Consider the following 21,503-nt stretch of genomic DNA (forward strand, 5'->3'; position numbering starts at 1 on the left):
AGCGCAACGGCCCATGTATTGAAATGTAAATTGGCGGGCGGGCCGATTGACAGTAACAAGGCTTTTGGCCACTATCATGCGCTTCGAGACACCATCAGAACCGCATAATGAAACCATCCCGCCTGCCGCATCCCCTCACTGCCTTGCTGATCCTGGGCGCCGCCCTGCCGGCCGCCCAAGCCGCCGACATCGCGCCGGCTCAAGCCATCGCCAAACACGCCATCACCCACGAAGATGTGTGGCTGATGAAGCGCGTCGGCGCGCCGCAACCCAGCCCGGACGGCAAGTGGGCGGTCTTCTCCGTCACCGACAGCGCCTACGACAGCAAGGAACAATGGTCCGACCTGTGGATCAAATCCCTGACCGACGACACGCCGGCGCGCCGCCTGACCTTCAGCAAAGGCGGCGAAGGCGCCTTGAACTGGTCGCCCGACAGCAAGCACCTGATCTTCGTCGCCAAGCGCGATGGCGACGACGCTGGCCAGATCTACCGCATCGACATCGCCGCCGGCGGCGAAGCGCAGCGCCTGACCACCCTGACCCTGGGTGCGCGCCAGCCCAAGTACAGCCCGGACGGCAAACAGATCCTCTTCATCAGCGACGTCTATCCCGACACTGCCGACGAGGAAGCGGTCAAGAAGGCGGCCAAGGAACGCAAGGACCGCAAATACAGCGCCCGCGCCTACGAATCCTTCCCGCCGCGCTTCTTCGACAAATGGCTGGACGACAAAAAGGCCCGCCTGTTCGTGATGAACGCGGAGGCCGGTGCCAAGCCGCGCGACCTGCTCAGCGGCAGCAAGCTGGTCGACCTGCCGGGCTTCGGCGGCGCGCAGGGCGACGAAGGACAGTCGCTGGATGCGGTCTGGGCGCCGGACGGCAAGTCCATCGTCTTTGCCGCTTCCACCAACCGCCACGAAGCGGCGCGCGCCTCCAGCTTCACGCAGATCTACGCGCTGCCGCTGGGCGGCGGCGAGCCGCAACAACTGACCAAGGATGCGCGCAGCTACCACGGCCTGAAATTCTCCCCCGACGGCAAAACCCTGCTCACGCTGACGGAAGAAGAAGCGCCAGGCAAGGTCTATGACCTGAGCCGCCTCGCCAGCTTCGCCTGGCCGATGACGAACGCCCAGCCGAAAATCCTCACCGCCACGCTGGACCGCTCCATCTCGCGCATCGCCCTGCCCTCGGACAGCAAGCGCATCTACTTCACTTACGAGCACGCGGGTTTGGAACAGCTGCATTCGATGAATTACGCGGGCGGCGACCAGCGCCAGGAAACCTCGCTGCCCACGGGCGTCATCAACTCGCTCAACGCGGGCGGCAAGGCCATGGTCGGCGTATGGGAGTCCTCGGTCAATCCGCCGGAAATCTACGCCTTCAACGGCACGCCAAAACGCCTGACCTCCTTCAATGTGGAGAAAGCCGGCGCCATCGACTGGCAAGCACCCGAGCACTTCTGGTTCAAGGCCGCCGACGGACGCCAGGTCCACAATATGCTCATCAAGCCGGCCAACTTCGACCCGAGCAAGAAGTACCCGCTGTTCTCCGTGATCCACGGCGGTGCCCACAATATGTGGCGCGACGGCTTTGTGCTGCGCTGGAACTACCACCTGCTGGCCAAGCCAGGCTATGTCGTTCTGCTGACCGATTACAAAGGCTCCACCGGCTACGGCGAGGAATTCGCGCGCGCCATCCAGTTCGACCCGCTCAAAGGTCCGGGCGACGATGTGAACCAGGCGGTGGATGAAGCGGTCAAAAAATATACCTTCATCGACGGCGACAAACTGGCCGCCGGCGGCGCCAGCTACGGCGGCCACCTGGCCAACTGGCTGCAAGCTACCACCACGCGCTACAAGGCCATCGTCTCGCATGCCGGCGAGATGGACTTGATCATGCAGTGGGGCACCAGCGACAGCGTGTATGGCCGCGAAGTAAACAGCGGCGGCCCGGTATGGAGCAATCTGCCGGTATGGCGCGAGCAAAGCCCCATCATGCAGGGCGGGAACCACGAGAAAGGCACCGGCTTCAAGACGCCGATCCTGATCACCATCGGCGAACTCGATTACCGCGTCCCCATCAACAACGCGCTGATGAACTTCGCCGCCCAGCAGCGCCTTAACGTGCCGAGCAAGCTGGTGGTCTTCCCCGACGAGAACCACTGGATTCTCAAGGGCGAAAACAGCCGCTACTTCTATAACGAAGTGCACGGCTGGCTGGCCAAGTACCTGAAGTAAACCAGCCCGTCCCTACTAAAACGGCCCCGGATGCGCAAGCTTCCGGGGCCGTTTTACCAAATAACAACAAAACTTTCTTTTATCTACCAAGTGTTTATAGTTTATTAGCACATGTTAAAATTTGGTTCATGAATGCACTGTTGGCCTGCGAAAAGGTCAACGAAAATAATGAAACTCTTCACCATCTGCGCCCTGGGCTTGGCGCTGCTGTCCGGATGCGTCGGCAAAAGCTATGAATACCATCCCGAGCAAGGGACGCCAACCGCCACCATCCGCGTGGGCGAAGGCAAACCGGCTTTCGTGTATCTGACCAGCGAAGCGCGCTGTCCCAAAACATCGGTCGACCACAACGGCAACGCGACCACGATCCCGGCCAACACCCGGCTCTGGGTCGAGGCCGGCGCCTCCTCGCTGGGACTCGGTTACGGCCGCAAATGCACCATCCCGCTCAGCTTCGTGGCGGAGCCGGGCAAGGACTACTACATCCTTTTCCAGGACAGCGGGAATGGCTGCGCGGCGACCATCGTCAGCCGCGGCGAGCAGGGCCGCTTCGATAGCGAACCCTCCGCGCGCAGAGAGAAAGCCGAGCAATGCCCATCGTGATGGACGAATGAAAACGGCCCGCGCAAGGCGGGCCGCGTTTATCGCATCACAGCGGCATTACTTCTTGATCTGAATCGAGCTTTTCACTTCGTTCACGCCTTTCACGCCGCGTGCCAGCTGCACGGCGCGGTCGGCTTCCGCTTTGCTCGGCACGAAGCCGCTCAGCATCACCACGCCTTTTTGCGTTTCAACGTGAACGTCCATTGCCTTCACTTGCGAATCGGCCGCCATATCGGCTTTGACTTTGGCGGTGATCATCGAATCCGACATCACCTCGCCGGCGCCGGCGGTTTTATCGCGCATGGTGTCGGCGGCAGCGGCGGTTTTCTCGCGCACGGTATCGGTCGCGGCGGCGGTGGTGCTATAGCTGCCGGATTTGATCGACGCCAGCGAGGTATCCCTCACGCTTTTCGCCTGGCTGACGCAGGCGGATTTGGCGTCGCCGCTCAAGTCGTCGCATTTTTCCTTGGCCAGGTCGTACTCGGCCTCCGCAACTTTTTTATGGGCTTTTTCCAGATCGCGCTTATTGTTTTTGTGCTGAGCCACGGCATCGGATTCAGCACGGGCGCGAGCCACTTTCGCCTCTTCCTGGCAAACGTCCTTGGCGTTGCCGCTCAAGGTGTCACTGCATCTATCCTTGGCGGCCTTATAGTCGCTGGTGGCTTTATCGTGCGCGGCCTTGTAGGCGGAGCTATCGGCATTCTGAGCAACTGCAATACTTGCGCTGGCCATCATGGCCACGGTGATCAATGCGAGTTTTTTCATGATGTGTCCCCTTTCGGTTGATAGGCAAGAGCGATTAAACGCTGTCGCGTTGAATCGCTCTGTGCGCGACCGTACATATACGGGGGAATCAATCGCTCAGCAGTCCCAAGCTCCACAAGGCACGCGCCTGTTCGAAGGGCATTTGGCCGGCCGCAAAAGCCTGGCCATCGGCGGCCAGCTTCAGCCATGCACGCGTATCGTGCGAGCCATATTCGGTGGGTTGTTCGCTGCGCAGCCGCAGCAGCCAGGAGTGCACGACGGCGTATTGCGCCGGATGCTGGCGTTGCGTCCAGGCCAGCGCCAGCAGGTCGGAGAAGCCCTCTTCGCGGCGCGTATCGCGCAGCTCGCGCGCCAGCTTGCGCAGCTCAGGCGTGGAAGCATCGTCGGGCGCCTCCACAAAGCCGGCCGGCAGCGCATGCCAGACACCCTCCGCATAACGCCAGCAATGGCCGATTTCATGCGCCGCCATCGCCTCGATCAGCAAGGCTTGCTGATCGGATGGCACGCCCGCCAGCACAGCCTCGGCCTGCGGGTTGCCACGCATCGACAAAACCAGCTTGCAGCGGCCGTCCGCAAAGCCCATCGCCAGCGGCACATCGTTCGGCCCGGCCTCCGGCTGCACCACAATATCGACCGGCAGCTTGAGCTGCTTCGCATACGACAGCACCGATGCCGAAGCGCTGAGCCAGCGCGTCTCCACCTCGGTAAGCTGAGCCGCCCCGGCAGAAGCAGCCGCAAGGGAAAGTAAGAGGGGCAAGGCAAGCTTCAGCATGGCGGACTCCAATAACGAAATCCAACTATACATGCCTTGCATCAATTAACGGTTGCTATCCCGCAGGTGTTACAAAATATTTCCGTGAGACAAGCACCAACTTTGATCTTCCGCAAACAATGTCCCACCTTGGTGTCAGGCACCAGGGTGGGACATTTGTTGAGGAAGATCAAAGGCTCAGTGGGCGAGCAGGGCTTTGGCGGTGGGGAAGCTCGGGCGGATGTCGTTGGGGACGGTCTTCATCTTGTCCAACGCCTTTTGCACGTCGGGACGGATGACGACATATTTGTCCATCATCTGCTTGGCGCGGGCGTAGTCGCCGGTGGCTTCGATCGTGAGGAATTCACGGTCGAGGTCGATCACGGCTTGGCGAATCTTCTTGAAGTCGACCGAGAAGGTGCCGTCGCCGTGCGAGACGAAGCCGCCTTGGTCGAGCAGGTAGTTGACCTGGATCGCCATGCCGCGCGCGTGCGAGTCGGTCAGGCCGAAGTGCAGGGTGCGGAAGGCGGAGGCGAGGAAGGTGGTGTGCAGCTTGCGCTCGGCCGCTTCGCCCTCTCCCAGCACGCCTTTCAACTGGCCCTTCTCCATCATGTACATCAGGGCGAACAGGCCGGTGACGTCGGCTTTCGCTTCTTCAATCGTGGAGTAGGCTTCCTTCAGATCCTGGCGCGGCGTCGATTCCTGGCCGTTCACCTTGGTGATGTGCGGGCCCAGGCCGTGGGTGATTTCATGCGCGAGAATATGCGTGAAGAAGGAGTTGAAGTCGAGATCCTTCTGGTCGGCGGGACGCAGCACCAGCTTGGCGATCGGCGTCAGCGTGGACTTGAATTTCGCTTCCTGCACATTCTTCAGCATCACGCGCTTGGAGCCGCGTTGGCTGATGATGCGCTCATCGTTCGGCAGATTGTAGGCGGCGGTCTGCACGCCCATATTGCCGTCGCCCGCGCCATACACTTGGTTTACCACCACCATCGGCGCCACCGCGCCGACTTTCGGATTGCGGTATTGCGCGTCGAGCGGTAGATTGTCTTCCAGCTCCTGCATATGCTTGGCGAAGAAATCGAGCTTGCTGGTCTCCTTCTGGTCGCGGATGCTCACATACGCCTCAAAGGCGGCCTTGTAGCCAAACAGCTCGTCGTTATAGGTTTCGTATGGGCCGATGGTGACGTCGACCGGCGAATCCAGATCCATCCACGCAAAGTCGGAGGCCAGGTAGTCGTTGGACAGGAAGGCTTCCGCGCGCAGGCTGAGGAATTTTTTCAGCGAGGCGTTATCGGTGGCTGCCGCCGCTTCCTTCAGCAAGGAGGACAGCTTCTGCATCTCGGCCGCGTATTCCTCCGAATACTTCACGGTCTTGAATTTTCCGTCGGCGCCCGCGCGGATGGTGGTGAAGAACCACTGCGCATCCTTCTTCGCTTCGGCGGACTGGGAATTGATCCACGCTTCCACCGTCTCTTTCGACGCGCCAGCGGGATAGAAATTGCCCGCCTCCGGCTTCTTGGCCGGGATGCTGATGCCCGCGTATTCGGCCGGCAGGAAGGACTGGTGGCCGTCGATGATGGACCACGGCCCCTTGTTGAGCCAGAAGTAATCCAGACGCGCCTTGCCCAGCGCCGACTTGTCCTTTTGCAGCGCGGCCCACAGCGCCTCGTTGCCGGACCAGCGCTGGCGCAGCTGCAGCACATCGACGATCTTGGCAGCTTCGATCAGCTTGGCGATGGCCTTCTTGTCGCCTGGCGACAGCTTCGACGCGTCGGCCTTCAGTTCGACCGGCGCGAAGCGCTTGCTCATCTTGTTCAAGTCGGCGACGCTGGCGGGAGCGGCGGATGCGGTGCTGCCGGCCATGGCCAGCAGCAGCGGGATCAGGAGTTTTTTCATGTGGCCTTCGATTGAGATGAAAAAGAGGCCACATTGTAATCCCAGAACGGCTTACCAGATGCGGTAAGTCTTGCCCGTTTCCGCACCCTCAACACTGCGGCTGTAAGCCAGTGCGACGCGGGCGGCAGGTACGGTTTCGAAGCCGTAGAAATAAGGGCCGTATTTCGGCTGCGACTCGGTCAGCAGGGTCGGGCTGATGGAGTTGATGCGCAGGCCGCGTTTCAGTTCGATCGCCGCGCCGCGCGCGAAGCCGTCCACCGCCGCATTCACCGCGCTGGCATTGGCGCCGTTGCGGATCGGATTCTCGCCGACGATGCCGCTGGTCAGCGTGATGGAGCCGCCATCGTTCAGGTATTCCTGGGCGACCAAGGCCACGTTCACCTGGCCCATCAACTTGCTGTTCAAGCCAATGTGGAACTGCTCGGGCGTCATTTCCGACAGCGGGCCGAAATGCAGGGCGCCGGCGGTGACAACCACCGCATCCACCTTGCCGATCTTGTCGAACAGCTCCCGCACCTGGGCGATGTCCGTGATATCGGCCTGATACTGGCCGCTGCTGCTGCCGACGCTGACGATCTCATGGCGCTGTCCCAGCTCTTTTGCCACGGCCTTGCCGACTTCCCCATTTGCCCCAATGATGACGACTTTCATTCCTGCTCTCCTGTTCGGTTGTGAAGTGCAGCCAGTATCGGCCAGCGCGCGCGAGGAATAAATACGCTAAGATGAATAACATTACTAACCAGCAGTTAGCAATCGATGGACAAGTTACGCAGCATGGAGATTTTCGTCGCCGTGGTCGATGCCGGCAGTTTCACGGCGGCGGCGGAGCGCTTCGAGATCTCGCCGGTCATGGTGGGCAAGCATATCCGCGCGCTGGAGCAGCGCCTCGGCGCCGCCCTGCTCTCGCGCACCACGCGGCGCCAGTCGCTGACCGAGATCGGGCGCCAGTACGCCGAGCAATGCCGGCTTATCCTGGCGCAGATCCAGAGCGCCGAATCGGTGGCCGAAGCCATGCGCGCCGTGCCGCGCGGGCGGCTGAAGGTCACGGCGCCGGTTTCATTCGGCGCCGAGTGGCTCAGTCCCGCGCTGACCGAGTATCTCGACCTGTATCCCGAAGTGAGCGTCGACCTGAATCTGAGCGACCGCGTGGTCGACCTGGTCGATGAAGGCTTCGACATCGGCCTGCGCATCGGCACCCTGCAGGATTCGAGCATGGTGGCGCGGCCGCTGCGGCCCTATGGCGTGGTGATCTGCGCCGCACCGGAATATCTGGCGCAGCGCGGCACGCCGCAGACACCCGAAGACCTGGTGCAGCACGAATGCCTCGACTTCCTCAACTGGAATCCCCAGGCGCGCTGGCGGCTGCGCGGACAAAAGAACGGTAACGCCGTGCCGCCGAGCCGCTTCCGTTCCAACAACAGCCAATCGCTGCGCATGGCCGCGCTGAGCGGCTTCGGCATCATCATGCAGGCCGACCTGATGCTCGCAAGGGATATCGCCGCCGGCCGCCTCGTGCCGCTGCTGCAGGAGCACATTCCCCAGCCGCGCCCCATGCACCTGCTGTACTCACGCGACCGCCAGCCCACACCCAAGCTCACCACCCTGATCGAGTTCCTGCTCGAACGCTTCGGCCCCAACGCACCCTGGCCCCCCACCGCCCACTGCCTTTGATCTGCATCAAAGAATGTCCCACCCTGGTGTCAGGCACCAGACCCGGACATTTTTTGAGAAAAATCAAACAATGTCCGACCTTAGTGCCTGACACCAGGGTGGGACATTCTTTGATTTGGCGCAAAGGCCTTGCGGGTTAGTGCCAGACTTTGTAGGTTTGGCCGGTTTCGATGCCTTCGGCGCTACGCATATAGGCGAGCGCGACGCGCTTGACGGGGACGGTTTCGAAGCCGGGGAACAGATGGCCGTATTTGGATGCGGATTCGGTGAGGAGCGTAGGATTGACCACGTTGATGCGTAGGCCGCGCTTCAGTTCAGCCGCAGCGGCGCGAACGAAGCCTTCTACGGCGGAATTCGAGGTGCTGGCGTTGGCGCCATGGCGGATCGGCTGGTGCGCATCGACGCCGCTGGTCAGGGTGATGGAACCGCCATCGTTCAGATAGTGCTGGGCGACCAGGGCCACATTGACCTGGCCCATCAGCTTGCTGTTCAGGCCAATGTGGAACTGCTCGGGTGTCATCTCGTCCAGCGGGCCGATATGCAGGATGCCGGCCGCCACCAGCACCGCATCCACCTTGCCGATTTGCGCGAACAGGGCGCGCACTTGGGCGATGTCCTTCAAGTCCGCCTGGTATTGGCCGCTATGGCTGCCCACGGTGATGATTTCATGGCGCTGGCCCAAAGCCTCCACAATGGCTTGCCCGATGGTACCGCTGGCGCCGATTACTACTGCTTTCATTTGGTTCTCCTATACAGGTTGCAAAGTGCAGCCAGTATCGATTACCAAGCAAAAGGAATAAACGCGGTGGGGCGAACAAGACTCCTAAGCAACGATTAGGAATCTACGCTTCGGGCCGGCAAGTCCCATGACTGCCGGCCTCTTCCGCGTAAGGTGCAACGTTTGATTTTTCTCAAAAAAATGTCCCGTTCTGGTGCCTCGGCGGCCCCGCCTGACACCAGGGTGGACATTGTTTGATCTGGTGCAAACGTTATTGGGTGACGGTGGCGAGGCGGGCGTCGGCTTGCCAGCCGGCGCCGAGGGCGCGGGCAACGGCGACCGCTGCCAGCAGACGCTGGGTGCCGATCTGGGCGGCGGCGCGCTCGGCGGACAAGGCACTGCGCTGGGCGTCGGTTACGTCCAGATAGGTGGAGATGCCGCGCTCGTAGCGGGCCAGCGCGACCTGGTAGGCGCGGGCGGCGGCGTCGCGCGAGACGGTCTGCAACTCGCCTTGCTGTTTGCGCTGCTGGGCGTCGGACAGGGCGTCTTCCACTTCGCGCAGGGCGGTCAGGAGCTTGCCTTGGTGGTTGGCGATGGCTTCTTCGTAGCGGGCTTTGGCAAAGGCCAGATTGGCCTTGTTGCGGCCGCCGTCGAAGATGGGCAGGGACAGGCCGAGCGGACCGGCGCTGAAGACGCGCGAACCACTCTTCAGCGTATCGCTGAGTTTTTCAGAGGCGAAGCCGAAGTTGCCGGTCAGCGTCAGTGCAGGATAGAACGCGCCTTCGGCCACGCCGATCTGCGCGTTGGCGGCGCGCAGGGTGGCGACGCTGCCTGCCAAATCAGGACGCTGGCCCAGCAGGCTCGCCGGCAGGCCGGCCGGGATCACGGGCGGCTGCGGCATCGTGCTGCCGGCAACGGCAGGCAGCACGCTGGCCGAGGGCGAGGCGCCGAGCAGCACGGCCAGGCCGTGTTCGATCTGGTTGCGCTGCCGCTGCACTTCCTGCAGGTCGGCTTCGGCGTTGGCGCGTTCGATGCGGGCGCGCGAGGTGTCCAGCTCATTCGACAGGCCGGCGTTGAAGCGGGCGTTGACCAGTTCTTCGCTTTCGCGGCGGGTGCCCAGCGCATTGTTCAGGATGGCCAGTTCGGCGTCCAGGCCGCGCAATTGCCAGTAGCTGCTGGCCACTTGCGAGGACAGGAGCAGCAGCACGCCGTCGCGGTCGGCCTGGGCGGCCAGGGCTTGCGCGTCGGCCGCTTCGACAGCGCGGCGCACGCGGCCCAGCAGGTCCAGCTCATAGGACATCGCGGCGCCCAGCGCGTACTGGTTGCCGCTGATGGAGCGGTGGCCCAGCGCGATGCCTTGCGACGTATTGGCCGAGGTGCGCGAGTTCGACACCGAGGTGTTCACGCTCAGCGACGGTTGCTGGTTGGCGCGCGCCACGCCCAGCTGGGCTTCCGCCTGCAGCAGGCGCTGGGCGGCGGCCTGCACCGAGGGGTTGTCGCGCAGGGCTTGCTGTTCCAAGCGGTTCAGGGTCTCGTCGCCGAAGACGGTCCACCATTGCTGCGGCAGGCGCGCTTCGGCGGCGCTGCCTTGCGGCGCATGGCGGAAGGCGCTGTCACCGACATTTTTCGGCGCCTTGAAATCGCTGCCGACCGTGCCGCAGGCCGACAGGGCCAGGCCTACGGCGGCGGCCAGCGCCAGGCGTTTGGTGCTTTGGAGCGTAATTGCGAACATATTCTTTTCCTCTTTCTAGTTTGCGCGCCGCTTAGTGCGCGCCACCGCCGCCGCCTGAAGGCGACTTGACTTTGTCGGACAGCCACAGGATGGGGATACAGGCCAGCAGGATCCAGCCGACCAGCAGGAAGCCGTCGTTGTAGCCCATCACAAAGGCTTCGCGCCGCACCAGGTTGTCGATGGCCTTCATCGCCATATTCGACGCCGTGCCGGGGTCCATGCCGCGGTTGATGAACGATTGCGTGAGCACGTCCAGGCGCTGCACCACTTCGCTGGAAAACGCCGTGATCGATTCGCCCAGCCGCGCGGAGTGGAATTGCTCGCGCTTGGTCAGCGCGGTGGCCAGTAGCGCGATGCCGATGGAGCCGCCCAGGTTGCGGGTCATATTGAACAGGCTCGATGCCGACGGCATGTCTTTCGGGCCGATGCCGTTCATGGCGAAGTTCGACAGGGTCAGCATGATGAAGGGCTGGCCCAGGGCGCGCAGCACCTGGGACCACAGCAGCTGGTCGTAGCCGGTGGTGGCGTCCATATACGCGTTCATCAGGCAAGAGCCGCCGAACAGCAGCAGGCCGAAGGAACACAGCAGGCGGTTGTCGATCTTCGACGAGAGCTTGGCCACAAAGGGCATGATGAACAACTGCGGCAAGCCCACCCACATGATCACTTCGCCGATCTGCATCGGCGAGTAGCCGGCGATCTGGCCCAGGAACAGCGGCAGCAGGAAGGACGAGCCGTACAAACCCATGCCCATCACGGCCGACAGCGTGGTCGCCACCAGGAAGTTGCGGTGGCTGTACAGGCCCAGGTTGACGAAGGGCTGGGCGCGCGTATTGCTGGTGATGACCCAACCCAGGATGCCGATTACCGCCATCGTGGCGAAGGCAATGATGAAGAGCGAGTCGAACCAGTCCTTGCTATTGCCTTCTTCCAGGAAGATGGTCAGGCAGCCCAGGCCCATGGCCATGAAACCGATGCCTAGCCAGTCGGCGTTGAACAGTTGATCGAGCTTGGCCTTTTCCTTGTCCAGGCCGTAGGCCATGCCCATCATCAGCAGGATGCCGGGCGCCCAGTTGATGTAGAAGATCGACGGCCAGCCGTAGATTTCGCTCAAGTAGCCGCCAAAGGTCGGCCCCATGGCCGGCGCCAGCGTGGCGGTCAGGCCGAAGATGGCCATGCCGGTGGCGCGCTTGGACGGCGGCAGCTTGGCCATCACCAGGGTCATCGCCATCGGAATCAGGGCGCCGCCGGTGAAACCTTGCAGCATGCGGAACACGATCATGCTCTCCAGGTTCCAGGCCATGCCGCACATGGTGGAGAACACCAGGAACAGGGCGGTGGTGCCCATCATATAGGCGCGCAGGCCGAAGACGCGGGTCAACAGGCCGGTCAGCGGAATGACGATGATCTCGGCCACCAGATAGGCGGTGGAGATCCACGAACCCTCTTCCTGGGTGGCCGACAGCGAACCGAGGATGTCCTTCAGCGAGCTGTTGGTGATCTGGATGTCCAGCACCGCCATGAAGGCGCCCAGCATGCCGGCGGCGACGGCGATCCAGGTACGGGCATCGACCTTGCCGAGTGCATGCGGGTCCGCCGCGGACAGGGTTTGCGTAGCGCTCATTGCTGCTCTCCTTAGTGGGCCGCGACTTTCAGGCCGCCCTCTTTCAGGTCGCCTTCTTTCAGCGCCACTTCGGCGATGGCCGACATGCCGGGCGCCAGACGGCCGCCCATGGCTTTGATGTCTTCGGCCTTGAGCGTGATCTTGACCGGCACGCGCTGCACGATCTTGGTGAAGTTGCCGGTGGCGTTATCGGCCGGCAGCAGCGCGAATTGGGCGCCGGAGGCGGGCGCGAAGCTGTCCACGCGGCCGACCAGTTCCTTGCCGGGGAAGGCATCCACCGTCACGTGCACCTGCTGGCCCACATGCATTTCGGCGAGCTGGGTTTCCTTGAAGTTGGCGGTGACCCAGACATTGTCCTGCACGATGGCGGTCAACTGCTGGCCGGCCTGCACGCGCTGGCCCACTTCGATGGTGCGCTTGCCGATACGGCCGGTGACCGGCGCCAGCACCTGGTTGTAGGCCAGTTGCTGCTGGGCGTCCTTGAGCTGCACGCGCAGCACCTTGATCTGGGCTTTCTGCACTTCGCGCGCCGAGGTGGCGGCGGTGATCTGGGCCTTGGCGGCGGCGGCGCTGTCCTTACGCGCGGCCAGGTCGGCGGCGGCGCTGGTGCGGGCGGCGGTGGCGGCATCGAGTTCGGCTTTCGACACGGCCTTCATCTGGCTGGTGTACAGCTGGCCATAGCGCTCGGCGTCCTGCTTGGCGCGCAGCAGTTGGGCTTCGGACTGGGCCACTTGGGCGGCGGCGGCGCTGGCCTGGGCGTTGACCTGGGCGATCTGCGCTTCCGATTGCAGCACCTGCTGTTCGGCCGTTTCGATCTGGGCCTGGATCTGCTCCACTTTCACATGCTGGTCGAAAGGATCGAGTTCGGCGATGACCTGGCCTTCCTTGACCAGCTGGTTATCTTCGATCAGCACCTTGCTCACCACGCCGGCGATGCGCGAGGACACCGGATGGACGTGGCCGGCCACATAGGCGTTCTCGGTCTCGACGAAGTAATGGCTGCGATACCACATGCGGCCGCCGGCGCCAATGGCGGCCAGGGCGATCAGGCCGGCCACGACCATGACGCGCGGGTTCGGCGGGTTCTTGCCGGCCGGCGCGGCCGCTGCGGCCGGCGCCGGGGAATGGGGGACGGCGCTTAGCACTTTTTGTTCTGCCTGATTGGACATGGTGAGGCTCCAAAATGAAATTGTGTCTGTGCATTATTCGACAAAGCGCTGTTGAAGTCAAGAAATGAAACGATTGCATTTCATTTGAATTTGGAATAAAGTGCCGGCTTCTGATAGGCTTCGCGTATACTTCTTGCCATGTCATCAACAATGCCCGACCTCCCCACCACCGCCCAGCCACCAACCGACAGCGAGCCTTGCATCCAATGCAAGGCCGGCCGCCCGCGCGCCAGCGAAGCCGAGGCGCGCCAGCTCGAATTGATGAACACGGCCGCCCGCCTGTTCATGGAAAAAGGCTATAGCAAGGTCAGCCTGGAAATGATTGCGCGCGAGGCCCATGTGGCGGTGCGCACGATTTACGTGAAGTTTGGCGGCAAGGCCGGCCTGTTCCACGCCATCCTGACCTATAAGCGCGAAGACTTCATGGCCTCGCTCGACGATCTGGACACGACGGTGCAACCGCTGCGCGACATCCTGCTCGACTTCAGCCAGCGCTTTACGGAGCTGATCACCTCCTCCGCCGCGCTGCGTCTGCACCGCATGGTGATCGCCGAAGCGCGCTCCAATCCCGAGCTGGCCGAAGCGTTTTTCGAGGGCGGCCCGAAACAGACGCGCGAAATGCTGACGCGCTTCTTTTCGCGCCCCGACATCCGCAGCCAGATGCGCGACGATATCCCGCCCCATATGCTGACCATTTACCTGCTGAACCTGGTGATGGGCGACCATATGAAGCGTTACCTCTTCGATGTGGAAACCCATGACACGCTGGAGCAGGTGCGGCAGCATCTGGAAGCGGCCATCGATCTCTTCCTGCGCGGCACCCTGCGCTAAGCTGGAGCGTGCGCCAACGCACAGAGCCACCGTCGCGCCTGTCCGATACTGGCTGTCCAAGAACAGCTTTAATAGGTAGGGAGGCATCATGAGTAACTGGGAAAGGCTCGAATGGAGCAAACAAGTCACCGCGCTGAATGAGCGCATCCGCGATTTCCAGGGCGACCCCAGCCCGGACCGGCTGGAGCAGGCGATCACGCAGCTGCGCGCCTATGCGGAAGCGGCCAGCAGCGGCGGCATCGAAATTCCCGCGCATTTCATCGCCATCTAGGCGATCTCCTCTAAAGCCAGCGGGCGGGCCTGACATCCCCCTGCTGCGCGCCCCACCAGCGCAGTGGCCTGGGCGGCCACCCTTGCAGGCCACAAGCATTCATGGCAGCATAGCCGCCTAGTCTTTGCTCCGGCGCCGGCCGGACGGACTCCACCGAGAATTCACCATGACCGACAAGCCAAGCGCAGAGCAGCAAACCGAAGACCAGCAATTCTGGAAGTTCATCGACGCCCACATCCTGCTGGCCAACGAGCAGCTGCAAAACGATCCAGCGCGCGCCAATATCGTCGGCGCGGCCATGCTGTTTGCCGCCGCCCGTTTCAATTCCTACCTGCTGGCCGCCGGCAGCGGCACGCGCGAAGTCTTCGCCGGGCGCAAGGAAGAAGCCGGGCACTATCTGCGCGAGCAATTCAATAAAATGTTGAGCGATAACCTCGACGATTTCGACACCAACTTCGAGCAGCACCAGAAAGGCAATTAAGCATGAGCACTCCAGAAGCAAACGACAACGACAAGCAATTCTCCGAGATCATCGACGCCTTCGTCGTGCTGGCCAACGACAAGGCCAAGACCACGCCGCCGCAAATGGTGAGCGCGGGCCTGCAATTCGCCTCCTCGCGTTTCTGCGCCTATCTGCTGGCCGGCACCAGCACCTCGAAAGAGCATTTCATGGAACAGAAGGAAGAGGCCATCAAGTACTTCATGGGCCAGTTCGAGCAAATGCTGCGCGATAACGTCGCCGACTACGAACAGAATTACGAGCAGTACCAGACCGGCGGCCAATAAGCGGGGCAGCGCCAAAGAAAAAGGGCCAGTTCGATGAACTGGCCCTTTTTTATTGCACCTTCGTACTTGCGGCTTAGCGCTTGCGCGGTGGCGGCAGGTCGGTGCAGACGCCTTCGTAGACTTCCGCGGCCATGCCGATCGATTCGCCCAGGGTCGGGTGCGGGTGGATGGTCTTGCCGATATCCACGCCGTCCGCGCCCATTTCGATCGCCAGGGCGATCTCGCCGATCATATCGCCGGCATGGGTGCCGACGATGGCGCCACCCACGATGCGGTGGGTTTCAGCGTCGAACAGCAGCTTGGTGAAGCCTTCCTCGCGGCCATTGGCCACGGCGCGGCCGCTCGCGGCCCATGGGAAGACGCCCTTCTCCAGCTTGATGCCCTTGGCTTTCGCCTCGTCCTCGGTCAGACCGACCCAAGCCACTTCCGGATCGGTGTAGGCCACCGATGGAATCACCTTGACGTCGAAGTGCGACTTCTGGCCGGCAGCGGCTTCCGCCGCCACGTGGGCTTCGTGCACGGCCTTGTGCGCCAGCATCGGCTGGCCCACCAGGTCGCCGATGGCGAAGATGTGCGGCACATTGGTGCGCATCTGGCTGTCGACCGGAATGAAGCCGCGATCGCCAACAATCACGCCAGCCTTATCGGCGGCGATCTTCTTGCCGTTCGGGCTGCGGCCCACGGCCACCAGCACCATATCGTAGAGCTGCGGTTCCGGCGCGGTGGCGCCGGCTTCGGCGGCTTCGAACGTGACCTTGATGCCTTCCGGCAGGGCTTCCACGCCCACCGTCTTGGTCTTGGTCATGATGCGGTCGAAGCGCTTCTCGTTGTGCTTCTGCCAGACCTTGACGGTGTCGCGGTCCGCCCCCTGCATCAGGCCATCCATCATTTCGACCACGTCGATGCGCGCGCCGAAAGTGGAGTACACGGTGGCCATTTCCAGGCCGATGATGCCGCCGCCGATCACCAGCATGCGCTTCGGCATGAAGCGCAGTTCCAGCGCGCCGGTGGAATCGACAATGCGCGGATCTTCCGGCACGAACGGCAGTTTCACCACGGCCGAACCGGCGGCGATGATGGCCTGCTTGAACTGCACGACTTTCTTCGTGCCGTCGGCGGCCGTCACCTCGATGTGGTTCGGGCTGACGAACTGGCCCACGCCCTGCACCACGCTGACTTTGCGCGCCTTGGCCATGCCGGCCAGGCCGCCGGTCATCTTGCCGATCACGCCTTCCTTGTACTTGCGCACTTCGTCGATATCGATCTGCGGCTTGGCGAAGGTGACGCCATGCTTGGACATGGTGGCCGTCTCGTCGATCACGGCCGCCAGGTGCAGCAGCGCTTTCGATGGGATGCAGCCCACGTTCAGGCAGACGCCGCCCAGGGTAGCGTAGCGTTCCACGATCACGGTGTTCATGCCCAGGTCGGCGGCGCGGAAGGCGGCCGAGTAGCCGCCAGGACCGCCACCCAGCACCATCATGTCGCACTGCACGTCGACTTGGCCGCTGTAGCCACCGGCGGCCGGAGCCGCGGCAGGCGCAGCGGGTGTAGCGACTGCGGCCGGTGCAGGGGCGGCAGCGGCTGCCGGTGCTGGAGCGGCTGCCGGAGCAGCAGCGCCAGCGGACGCGCCTTCTTCCACCATCAGCAGCAGCGAGCCTTCGCCCACTTTGTCGCCGACCTTGATTTTCAGTTCCTTGACGACGCCGGCATGGGTCGATGGGATTTCCATCGAGGCCTTGTCCGACTCCACCGTGACCAGGGACTGGTCGACCTTGATGGTGTCGCCCACCTTGACCATCACTTCGATGACTTCCACTTCCTTGAAGTCGCCGATATTCGGTACTTTCACTTCGATCATAGCGCGGCCTCCTTACAGCAGGATCTTGCGCATATCGGCCAGAACCTCGGCCAGATACACGGCAAAGCGCGCACCGGAAGCGCCGTCGATCACGCGGTGATCGTAGGACAGCGACAGCGGCAGCATCAGGCGCGGCTGGAAGGCCTTGCCATCCCAGACAGGCTTGATCGACGATTTGGACAGGCCCAGGATCGCCACCTCAGGCGCGTTGACGATCGGCGTGAAGGCCGTACCGCCGATGCCGCCCAGCGAGGAGATGGTGAAGCAGGCGCCCTGCATATCGGTCGGCTTCAGCTTGCCGTCGCGCGCGGCCAGCGACAGCTCCCCCATTTCCTGCGCGATCTGCGCCACGCCCTTCTTGTCGGCGTCCTTGATCACCGGTACTACCAAGCCGTTCGGCGTGTCGGCGGCAAAGCCGATGTTGTAGTACTTCTTCAGGATCAGGTTCTCGCCCTTCTCGTCCAGGGAAGCGTTGAAAGCCGGGTACTTCTTCAGCGCGGCCACGGAGGCCTTGATGACGAAGGCCAGCATGGTCAGCTTGACCGCGTCCTTGTTCTTGGCGTTGGCGGCGTTGGAGGCGACGCGGAAGTCTTCCAGGTCGGTCACGTCGGCGTCTTCGAACTGCGTCACGTGCGGGATCATCACCCAGTTGCGGTGCAGGTTCGGACCGCTGATCTTCTTGATGCGCGGCAGCGCCTGCAGTTCGGTTTCGCCGAACTTGCTGAAGTCCAGCGACGGCCATGGCAGCAGGTTCAGACCCGCGCCACCACCAGCGGCGGCGGCAGCGGCGTTCGGTGCGGCAACCGCGCCGGACATCACGCCCTTGACGAAGTTCTGCACGTCCAGCTGGGTGACGCGGCCTTTTGGACCGGAACCCGGCACGCGGCCGACATCCACGCCCAGTTCGCGGGCGAACTTGCGTACGGATGGCGAAGCGTGCGCCAGGGCGCCGCTGACGGCTGGCGCTGAGGCTTGGGCTACGGCGGCCACTGGCGCGGCGGCGGCCGGCGCCGGAGCGGCAGCGGGTGCGGCGGCGGCAGGCACTGGCGCGGCGGCTGGAGCCGCTGCGCCGCCGGTCGCTTCCACGATCAGCACCAGGGTGCCTTCAGCCACCTTGTCGCCAACCTTGACCTTCAGTTCCTTCACCACGCCGGCGTGCGACGATGGGATTTCCATCGAAGCCTTATCCGACTCCACGGTGATCAGGGACTGGTCCTTGGCGACGGTATCGCCGACCTTGACCAGCAGCTCGATCACTTCCACTTCCTTGAAGTCGCCGATGTCCGGCACCTTCACTTCGACCGGGCCAGCCAATGCCGCAGGGGCGGCAACCGGCGCAGGCGCTGCCGCGGCAGGCGCCGGGGCAGCGGCGGCCGGGGCGGCGGCTGGCGCCGCAGCTGGAGCGGCGGCAGCGCCATCCGCTTCGATCAGCAGCAGCAGCGAACCTTCCGCCACCTTGTCGCCCACCTTGATCTTCAATTCTTTCACCACGCCAGCGTGCGAGGACGGGATCTCCATCGAAGCCTTGTCCGACTCCACCGTGACCAGGGACTGGTCCACCTTGATCGTGTCGCCCACTTTCACCATCAGCTCGATGACTTCAACTTCCTTGAAGTCGCCAATATCCGGGACTTTTACTTCCACAATGCTCATAGCGTTCGCTCCGTATTCGTTATTGGGTCACCGGATTCGGCTTGTTCGGGTTGATACCGTACTTGGCAACCGCCTTCTCGACCACGGAAGCGTCGATCTTGCCTTCGTCGGCCAGCGCTTTCAGCGCGGCGACGGTCACGTAGTAGCGGTTCACTTCAAAGAACTCGCGCAGCTTGGCGCGGCTGTCCGAACGGCCGAAGCCATCGGTGCCCAGCACTTTATAGGTGCGGCCTTTCGGCATGAAGGCACGGATCTGTTCAGCGAAGGTACGCATGTAGTCGGTGGTCGCCACGATCGGGCCGCTGGTGTTCTGCAGCAGGCCGGTCACGTATGGCACGCGCTGTTCCTTGGTCGGGTTGACCATGTTCCAGCGGTCGGCGTCCTGGCCTTCGCGCGCCACCAGGGTCAGCGACGGAGCGGACCAGATGTCGGCGGCGATATTCCAATCGTTCTTCAGCAGTTCGGCGGCGAAGATCGATTCGCGCAGAATGGTGCCGGAGCCGATCAGCTGAACGCGCTGCTTGGCGTCCTTGTCGCCTTCCTGCAGCAGGTACATGCCCTTCAGGATGCCCTCTTCCTGGCCGGCTTTCAGGCCTGGGTGGGCGTAGTTCTCGTTCATCAGGGTGATGTAGTAGAACACGTCTTCCTGTTCGCCCACCATGCGGCGCAGGCCGTCCTGCACGATCACGGCCAGTTCGTGGCCGAAGGTCGGGTCGTAAGGCACGCAGTTCGGGATGGTGGCGGCCATGATGTGGCTGTGGCCATCTTCGTGCTGCAGGCCTTCGCCGTTCAGCGTGGTACGGCCGGCGGTGCCGCCCATCAGGAAGCCGCGTGCGCGCATGTCGCCGGCCGCCCAGGCCAGGTCGCCGATACGCTGCATGCCGAACATCGAGTAGAAGGTGTAGAACGGAATCATCACGCGGTTGTTGGTCGAGTACGAGGTCGCCGCAGCGATCCACGAGCTCATGCCGCCGGCTTCGTTGATGCCTTCCTGCAGGATCTGGCCGGCCTTGTCTTCGCGGTAGTACATCACCTGGTCTTTATCGACCGGCTCATACAACTGGCCTTGCTGGTTGAAGATGCCGATCTGGCGGAACAGGCCTTCCATACCGAAGGTACGCGACTCGTCGACCAGGATAGGCACCAGGCGCTGGCCCAGGCTCGGGTCGCGCAGCAGCGCGGTGATGATGCGCACAAAGGACTGGGTGGTGGAGATTTCACGGCCTTCGGCGGTCGGCTCCAGCACGGCCTTGAAGGCGTCCAGGCCCGGCACGGTCAGTTGCTCGTCGGCTTTCACGCGGCGCTGCGGCAGGTAGCCGCCCAGGGCCTTACGGCGCTCGTGCAGGTACTTGATCTCAGGCGCGTCGTCGGACGGCTTGAAGAACGGGATCTCGGCCAGTTTGTCGTCAGGAATAGGAATATTGAAGCGGTCGCGCATTTCGCGGATCGCCTCGTCGTCCAGCTTCTTGGTCTGGTGGGCGGTGTTGCGCGCCTCACCGGATTTGCCCATGCCGAAGCCCTTGATGGTTTTCACCAGCAGCACGGTCGGCTGGCCTTTGTGTTCCTGGGCGATCTTGAAGGCCGCGTAAATCTTGTGCGGATCGTGGCCGCCGCGGGTCAGGCGCCAGATGTCGTCGTCGCTCATATTGGCGACCATTTCCAGCAGCTTCGGATGCTTGCCGAAGAAGTGCTTGCGCACGTAGGCGCCGTCCTTGGCCTTGTAGTTCTGGTATTCGCCGTCGACGGTTTCCATCATCACGCGCTGCAGGATGCCTTCCTTGTCCTGGGCCAGCAGGTTGTCCCAGCCCGGACCCCAGATGACTTTGACCACGTTCCAGCCGGCGCCGCGGAAATCGGCTTCCAGTTCCTGGATGATCTTGCCGTTGCCGCGCACAGGGCCATCCAGGCGCTGCAGGTTGCAGTTGACCACGATGACCAGATTGTCCAGCTTCTCGCGCGCGGCCATGCCGATGGCGCCCATCGATTCCGGTTCATCCATCTCGCCGTCGCCGCAGAAGGCCCACACTTTACGGCCGTCGGTCTTGGCGATGGAACGCGCGTGCAGATACTTCAGGAAGCGCGCCTGATAGATCGCCATCAGCGGACCCAAGCCCATGGACACGGTCGGGAACTGCCAGAAGTCCGGCATCAGTTTCGGGTGCGGATAGGAGGACAGGCCTTTGCCGTCCACTTCGCGGCGGAAGTTCACCAATTGTTCTTCGGTGAGGCGGCCTTCGAGGAAGGCGCGCGCGTACACGCCGGGCGAAGAGTGGCCCTGGATGTACAGCAGATCGCCGCCGTGTTCTTCGGTCGGCGCTTTCCAGAAGTGGTTGAAGCCGATGCCCAGCATATTCGCCAGCGAGGCGAAGGAGGACAGGTGGCCACCCAGGTCGCCGTCGGCGCGGTTGGCTTTCACCACCATGGCCATGGCGTTCCAGCGCATCCAGGAGCGCAGGCGCTCTTCATATTCCAGATTGCCGGGGCAGTGGGCTTCGAGGTGGGCGGGGATGGTGTTGACGTAGGCGGTATTGGCGGAGAACGGGATTTGCGCGCCACGGCGGCGGGCCAGATCGACCAGGCGTTCCATCAGATAGTGGGCGCGGGCCGGGCCTTCTTTTTCCAGCACCGCCTCCAGCGCCTCCAGCCATTCTTTGGTTTCCTGGGCGTCAGGATCGTTGGCGGTTTGGGCCGTGACCTGGTCTAGTTGAGCTGACATGTATCTAGTCTCCTATGTAAGTGGATGCCCCGCCCGAAACCGTCGCTGTGTCGCACTGTCGGAAGGCGCTGTGATTATTTACTAAGACTTTGGCTAAGTGTGAGGATTCTAGCAGTGAATTTACGCTTTTTCAAATTACGGAAGTGAATTCCGTATTATGAAACAAATGCTGCAATGCCGCATGGCGCCAGGCTTGCGCCGGGGTTGATGGCCGCCGCCTGT

General features: G+C 62.7%; 18 protein-coding genes. 7 read left to right on the plus strand and 11 right to left on the minus strand.

Annotated features, from left to right (window positions below):
• Positions 1–107: 107 nt before the first annotated feature.
• Positions 108–2,234, plus strand: a complete 2,127-nt coding sequence (locus FHS03_RS04465; RefSeq protein WP_183439807.1) for a S9 family peptidase — start codon at positions 108–110, stop codon at positions 2,232–2,234.
• Between the two features lie 168 nt (positions 2,235–2,402).
• The gene (locus FHS03_RS04470; protein ID WP_183439808.1) at positions 2,403–2,837 is read left to right on the plus strand and encodes a hypothetical protein; all 435 of its coding nucleotides are present in this window, start codon (positions 2,403–2,405) and stop codon (positions 2,835–2,837) included.
• A gap of 57 nt (positions 2,838–2,894) precedes the next feature.
• On the opposite strand, the gene FHS03_RS28035 is transcribed toward FHS03_RS04470, so the two are convergent.
• The 4 genes from FHS03_RS28035 to FHS03_RS04490 all read right to left on the minus strand — a co-directional run bounded on the left by FHS03_RS28035 (position 2,895) and on the right by FHS03_RS04490 (position 6,903).
• A complete protein-coding gene (locus FHS03_RS28035) occupies positions 2,895–3,602 on the minus strand; it encodes a BON domain-containing protein (protein ID WP_229426059.1) in 708 nt (235 codons plus the stop codon).
• 88 nt (positions 3,603–3,690) lie between these two features.
• Positions 3,691–4,374, minus strand: coding sequence for a hypothetical protein (locus FHS03_RS04480; protein WP_183439809.1), 684 nt, complete (start codon positions 4,372–4,374; stop codon positions 3,691–3,693).
• A 177-nt stretch (positions 4,375–4,551) separates the two neighbouring features.
• Positions 4,552–6,252 (minus strand): dipeptidyl-peptidase 3 family protein, encoded by a 1,701-nt coding sequence (locus tag FHS03_RS04485; RefSeq protein ID WP_183439810.1) that lies wholly within the window; start codon positions 6,250–6,252, stop codon positions 4,552–4,554.
• A 51-nt stretch (positions 6,253–6,303) separates the two neighbouring features.
• The gene (locus tag FHS03_RS04490) at positions 6,304–6,903 is read right to left on the minus strand and encodes a short chain dehydrogenase (RefSeq protein ID WP_183439811.1); all 600 of its coding nucleotides are present in this window, start codon (positions 6,901–6,903) and stop codon (positions 6,304–6,306) included.
• A gap of 105 nt (positions 6,904–7,008) precedes the next feature.
• On the opposite strand from FHS03_RS04490, the gene FHS03_RS04495 reads away from it, so the two are divergent.
• The gene (locus FHS03_RS04495; RefSeq protein ID WP_183439812.1) at positions 7,009–7,923 is read left to right on the plus strand and encodes a LysR family transcriptional regulator; all 915 of its coding nucleotides are present in this window, start codon (positions 7,009–7,011) and stop codon (positions 7,921–7,923) included.
• A gap of 136 nt (positions 7,924–8,059) precedes the next feature.
• Here the strand turns inward: FHS03_RS04495 and FHS03_RS04500 are convergent, their stop codons facing one another.
• From FHS03_RS04500 to FHS03_RS04515, 4 genes are all read right to left on the minus strand, one after another.
• On the minus strand, positions 8,060–8,662 hold the full coding sequence (locus FHS03_RS04500) for a short chain dehydrogenase (RefSeq protein WP_183439813.1): 603 nt from the start codon (positions 8,660–8,662) through the stop codon (positions 8,060–8,062).
• Positions 8,663–8,912: 250 nt separating this feature from the next.
• Entirely contained in the window at positions 8,913–10,373 is a 1,461-nt protein-coding gene (locus tag FHS03_RS04505) for an efflux transporter outer membrane subunit (RefSeq protein ID WP_183439814.1), read from the minus strand.
• Positions 10,374–10,404: 31 nt separating this feature from the next.
• Positions 10,405–11,997, minus strand: a complete 1,593-nt coding sequence (locus FHS03_RS04510; protein ID WP_183439815.1) for a DHA2 family efflux MFS transporter permease subunit — start codon at positions 11,995–11,997, stop codon at positions 10,405–10,407.
• Between the two features lie 11 nt (positions 11,998–12,008).
• A complete protein-coding gene (locus tag FHS03_RS04515) occupies positions 12,009–13,166 on the minus strand; it encodes an HlyD family secretion protein (RefSeq protein WP_183439816.1) in 1,158 nt (385 codons plus the stop codon).
• Between the two features lie 150 nt (positions 13,167–13,316).
• On the opposite strand from FHS03_RS04515, the gene FHS03_RS04520 reads away from it, so the two are divergent.
• From FHS03_RS04520 to FHS03_RS04535, 4 genes are all read left to right on the plus strand, one after another.
• Positions 13,317–13,997, plus strand: coding sequence for a TetR/AcrR family transcriptional regulator (locus tag FHS03_RS04520; RefSeq protein ID WP_183439817.1), 681 nt, complete (start codon positions 13,317–13,319; stop codon positions 13,995–13,997).
• A gap of 88 nt (positions 13,998–14,085) precedes the next feature.
• On the plus strand, positions 14,086–14,268 hold the full coding sequence (locus tag FHS03_RS04525) for a hypothetical protein (RefSeq protein ID WP_183440076.1): 183 nt from the start codon (positions 14,086–14,088) through the stop codon (positions 14,266–14,268).
• A gap of 166 nt (positions 14,269–14,434) precedes the next feature.
• The gene (locus tag FHS03_RS04530) at positions 14,435–14,749 is read left to right on the plus strand and encodes a DUF3144 domain-containing protein (protein ID WP_183439818.1); all 315 of its coding nucleotides are present in this window, start codon (positions 14,435–14,437) and stop codon (positions 14,747–14,749) included.
• Between the two features lie 2 nt (positions 14,750–14,751).
• Complete coding sequence (locus FHS03_RS04535) at positions 14,752–15,054, plus strand: DUF3144 domain-containing protein (RefSeq protein ID WP_183439819.1); 303 nt, start codon at positions 14,752–14,754, stop codon at positions 15,052–15,054.
• 73 nt (positions 15,055–15,127) lie between these two features.
• Here the strand turns inward: FHS03_RS04535 and lpdA are convergent, their stop codons facing one another.
• From lpdA to aceE, 3 genes are read right to left on the minus strand one after another with little or no spacing between them, the layout of a single operon-like run.
• The gene (gene lpdA, locus FHS03_RS04540) at positions 15,128–16,912 is read right to left on the minus strand and encodes a dihydrolipoyl dehydrogenase (RefSeq protein WP_183439820.1); all 1,785 of its coding nucleotides are present in this window, start codon (positions 16,910–16,912) and stop codon (positions 15,128–15,130) included.
• A 12-nt stretch (positions 16,913–16,924) separates the two neighbouring features.
• The gene (aceF, locus tag FHS03_RS04545) at positions 16,925–18,565 is read right to left on the minus strand and encodes a dihydrolipoyllysine-residue acetyltransferase (RefSeq protein ID WP_183439821.1); all 1,641 of its coding nucleotides are present in this window, start codon (positions 18,563–18,565) and stop codon (positions 16,925–16,927) included.
• A 19-nt stretch (positions 18,566–18,584) separates the two neighbouring features.
• The gene (aceE, locus tag FHS03_RS04550; protein ID WP_183439822.1) at positions 18,585–21,281 is read right to left on the minus strand and encodes a pyruvate dehydrogenase (acetyl-transferring), homodimeric type; all 2,697 of its coding nucleotides are present in this window, start codon (positions 21,279–21,281) and stop codon (positions 18,585–18,587) included.
• Positions 21,282–21,503: the final 222 nt, after the last annotated feature.

The sequence above is a fragment of the Pseudoduganella violacea genome (assembly GCF_014191875.1).
Classification (GTDB): Bacteria; Pseudomonadota; Gammaproteobacteria; order Burkholderiales; family Burkholderiaceae_D; genus Rugamonas; species Rugamonas violacea_A.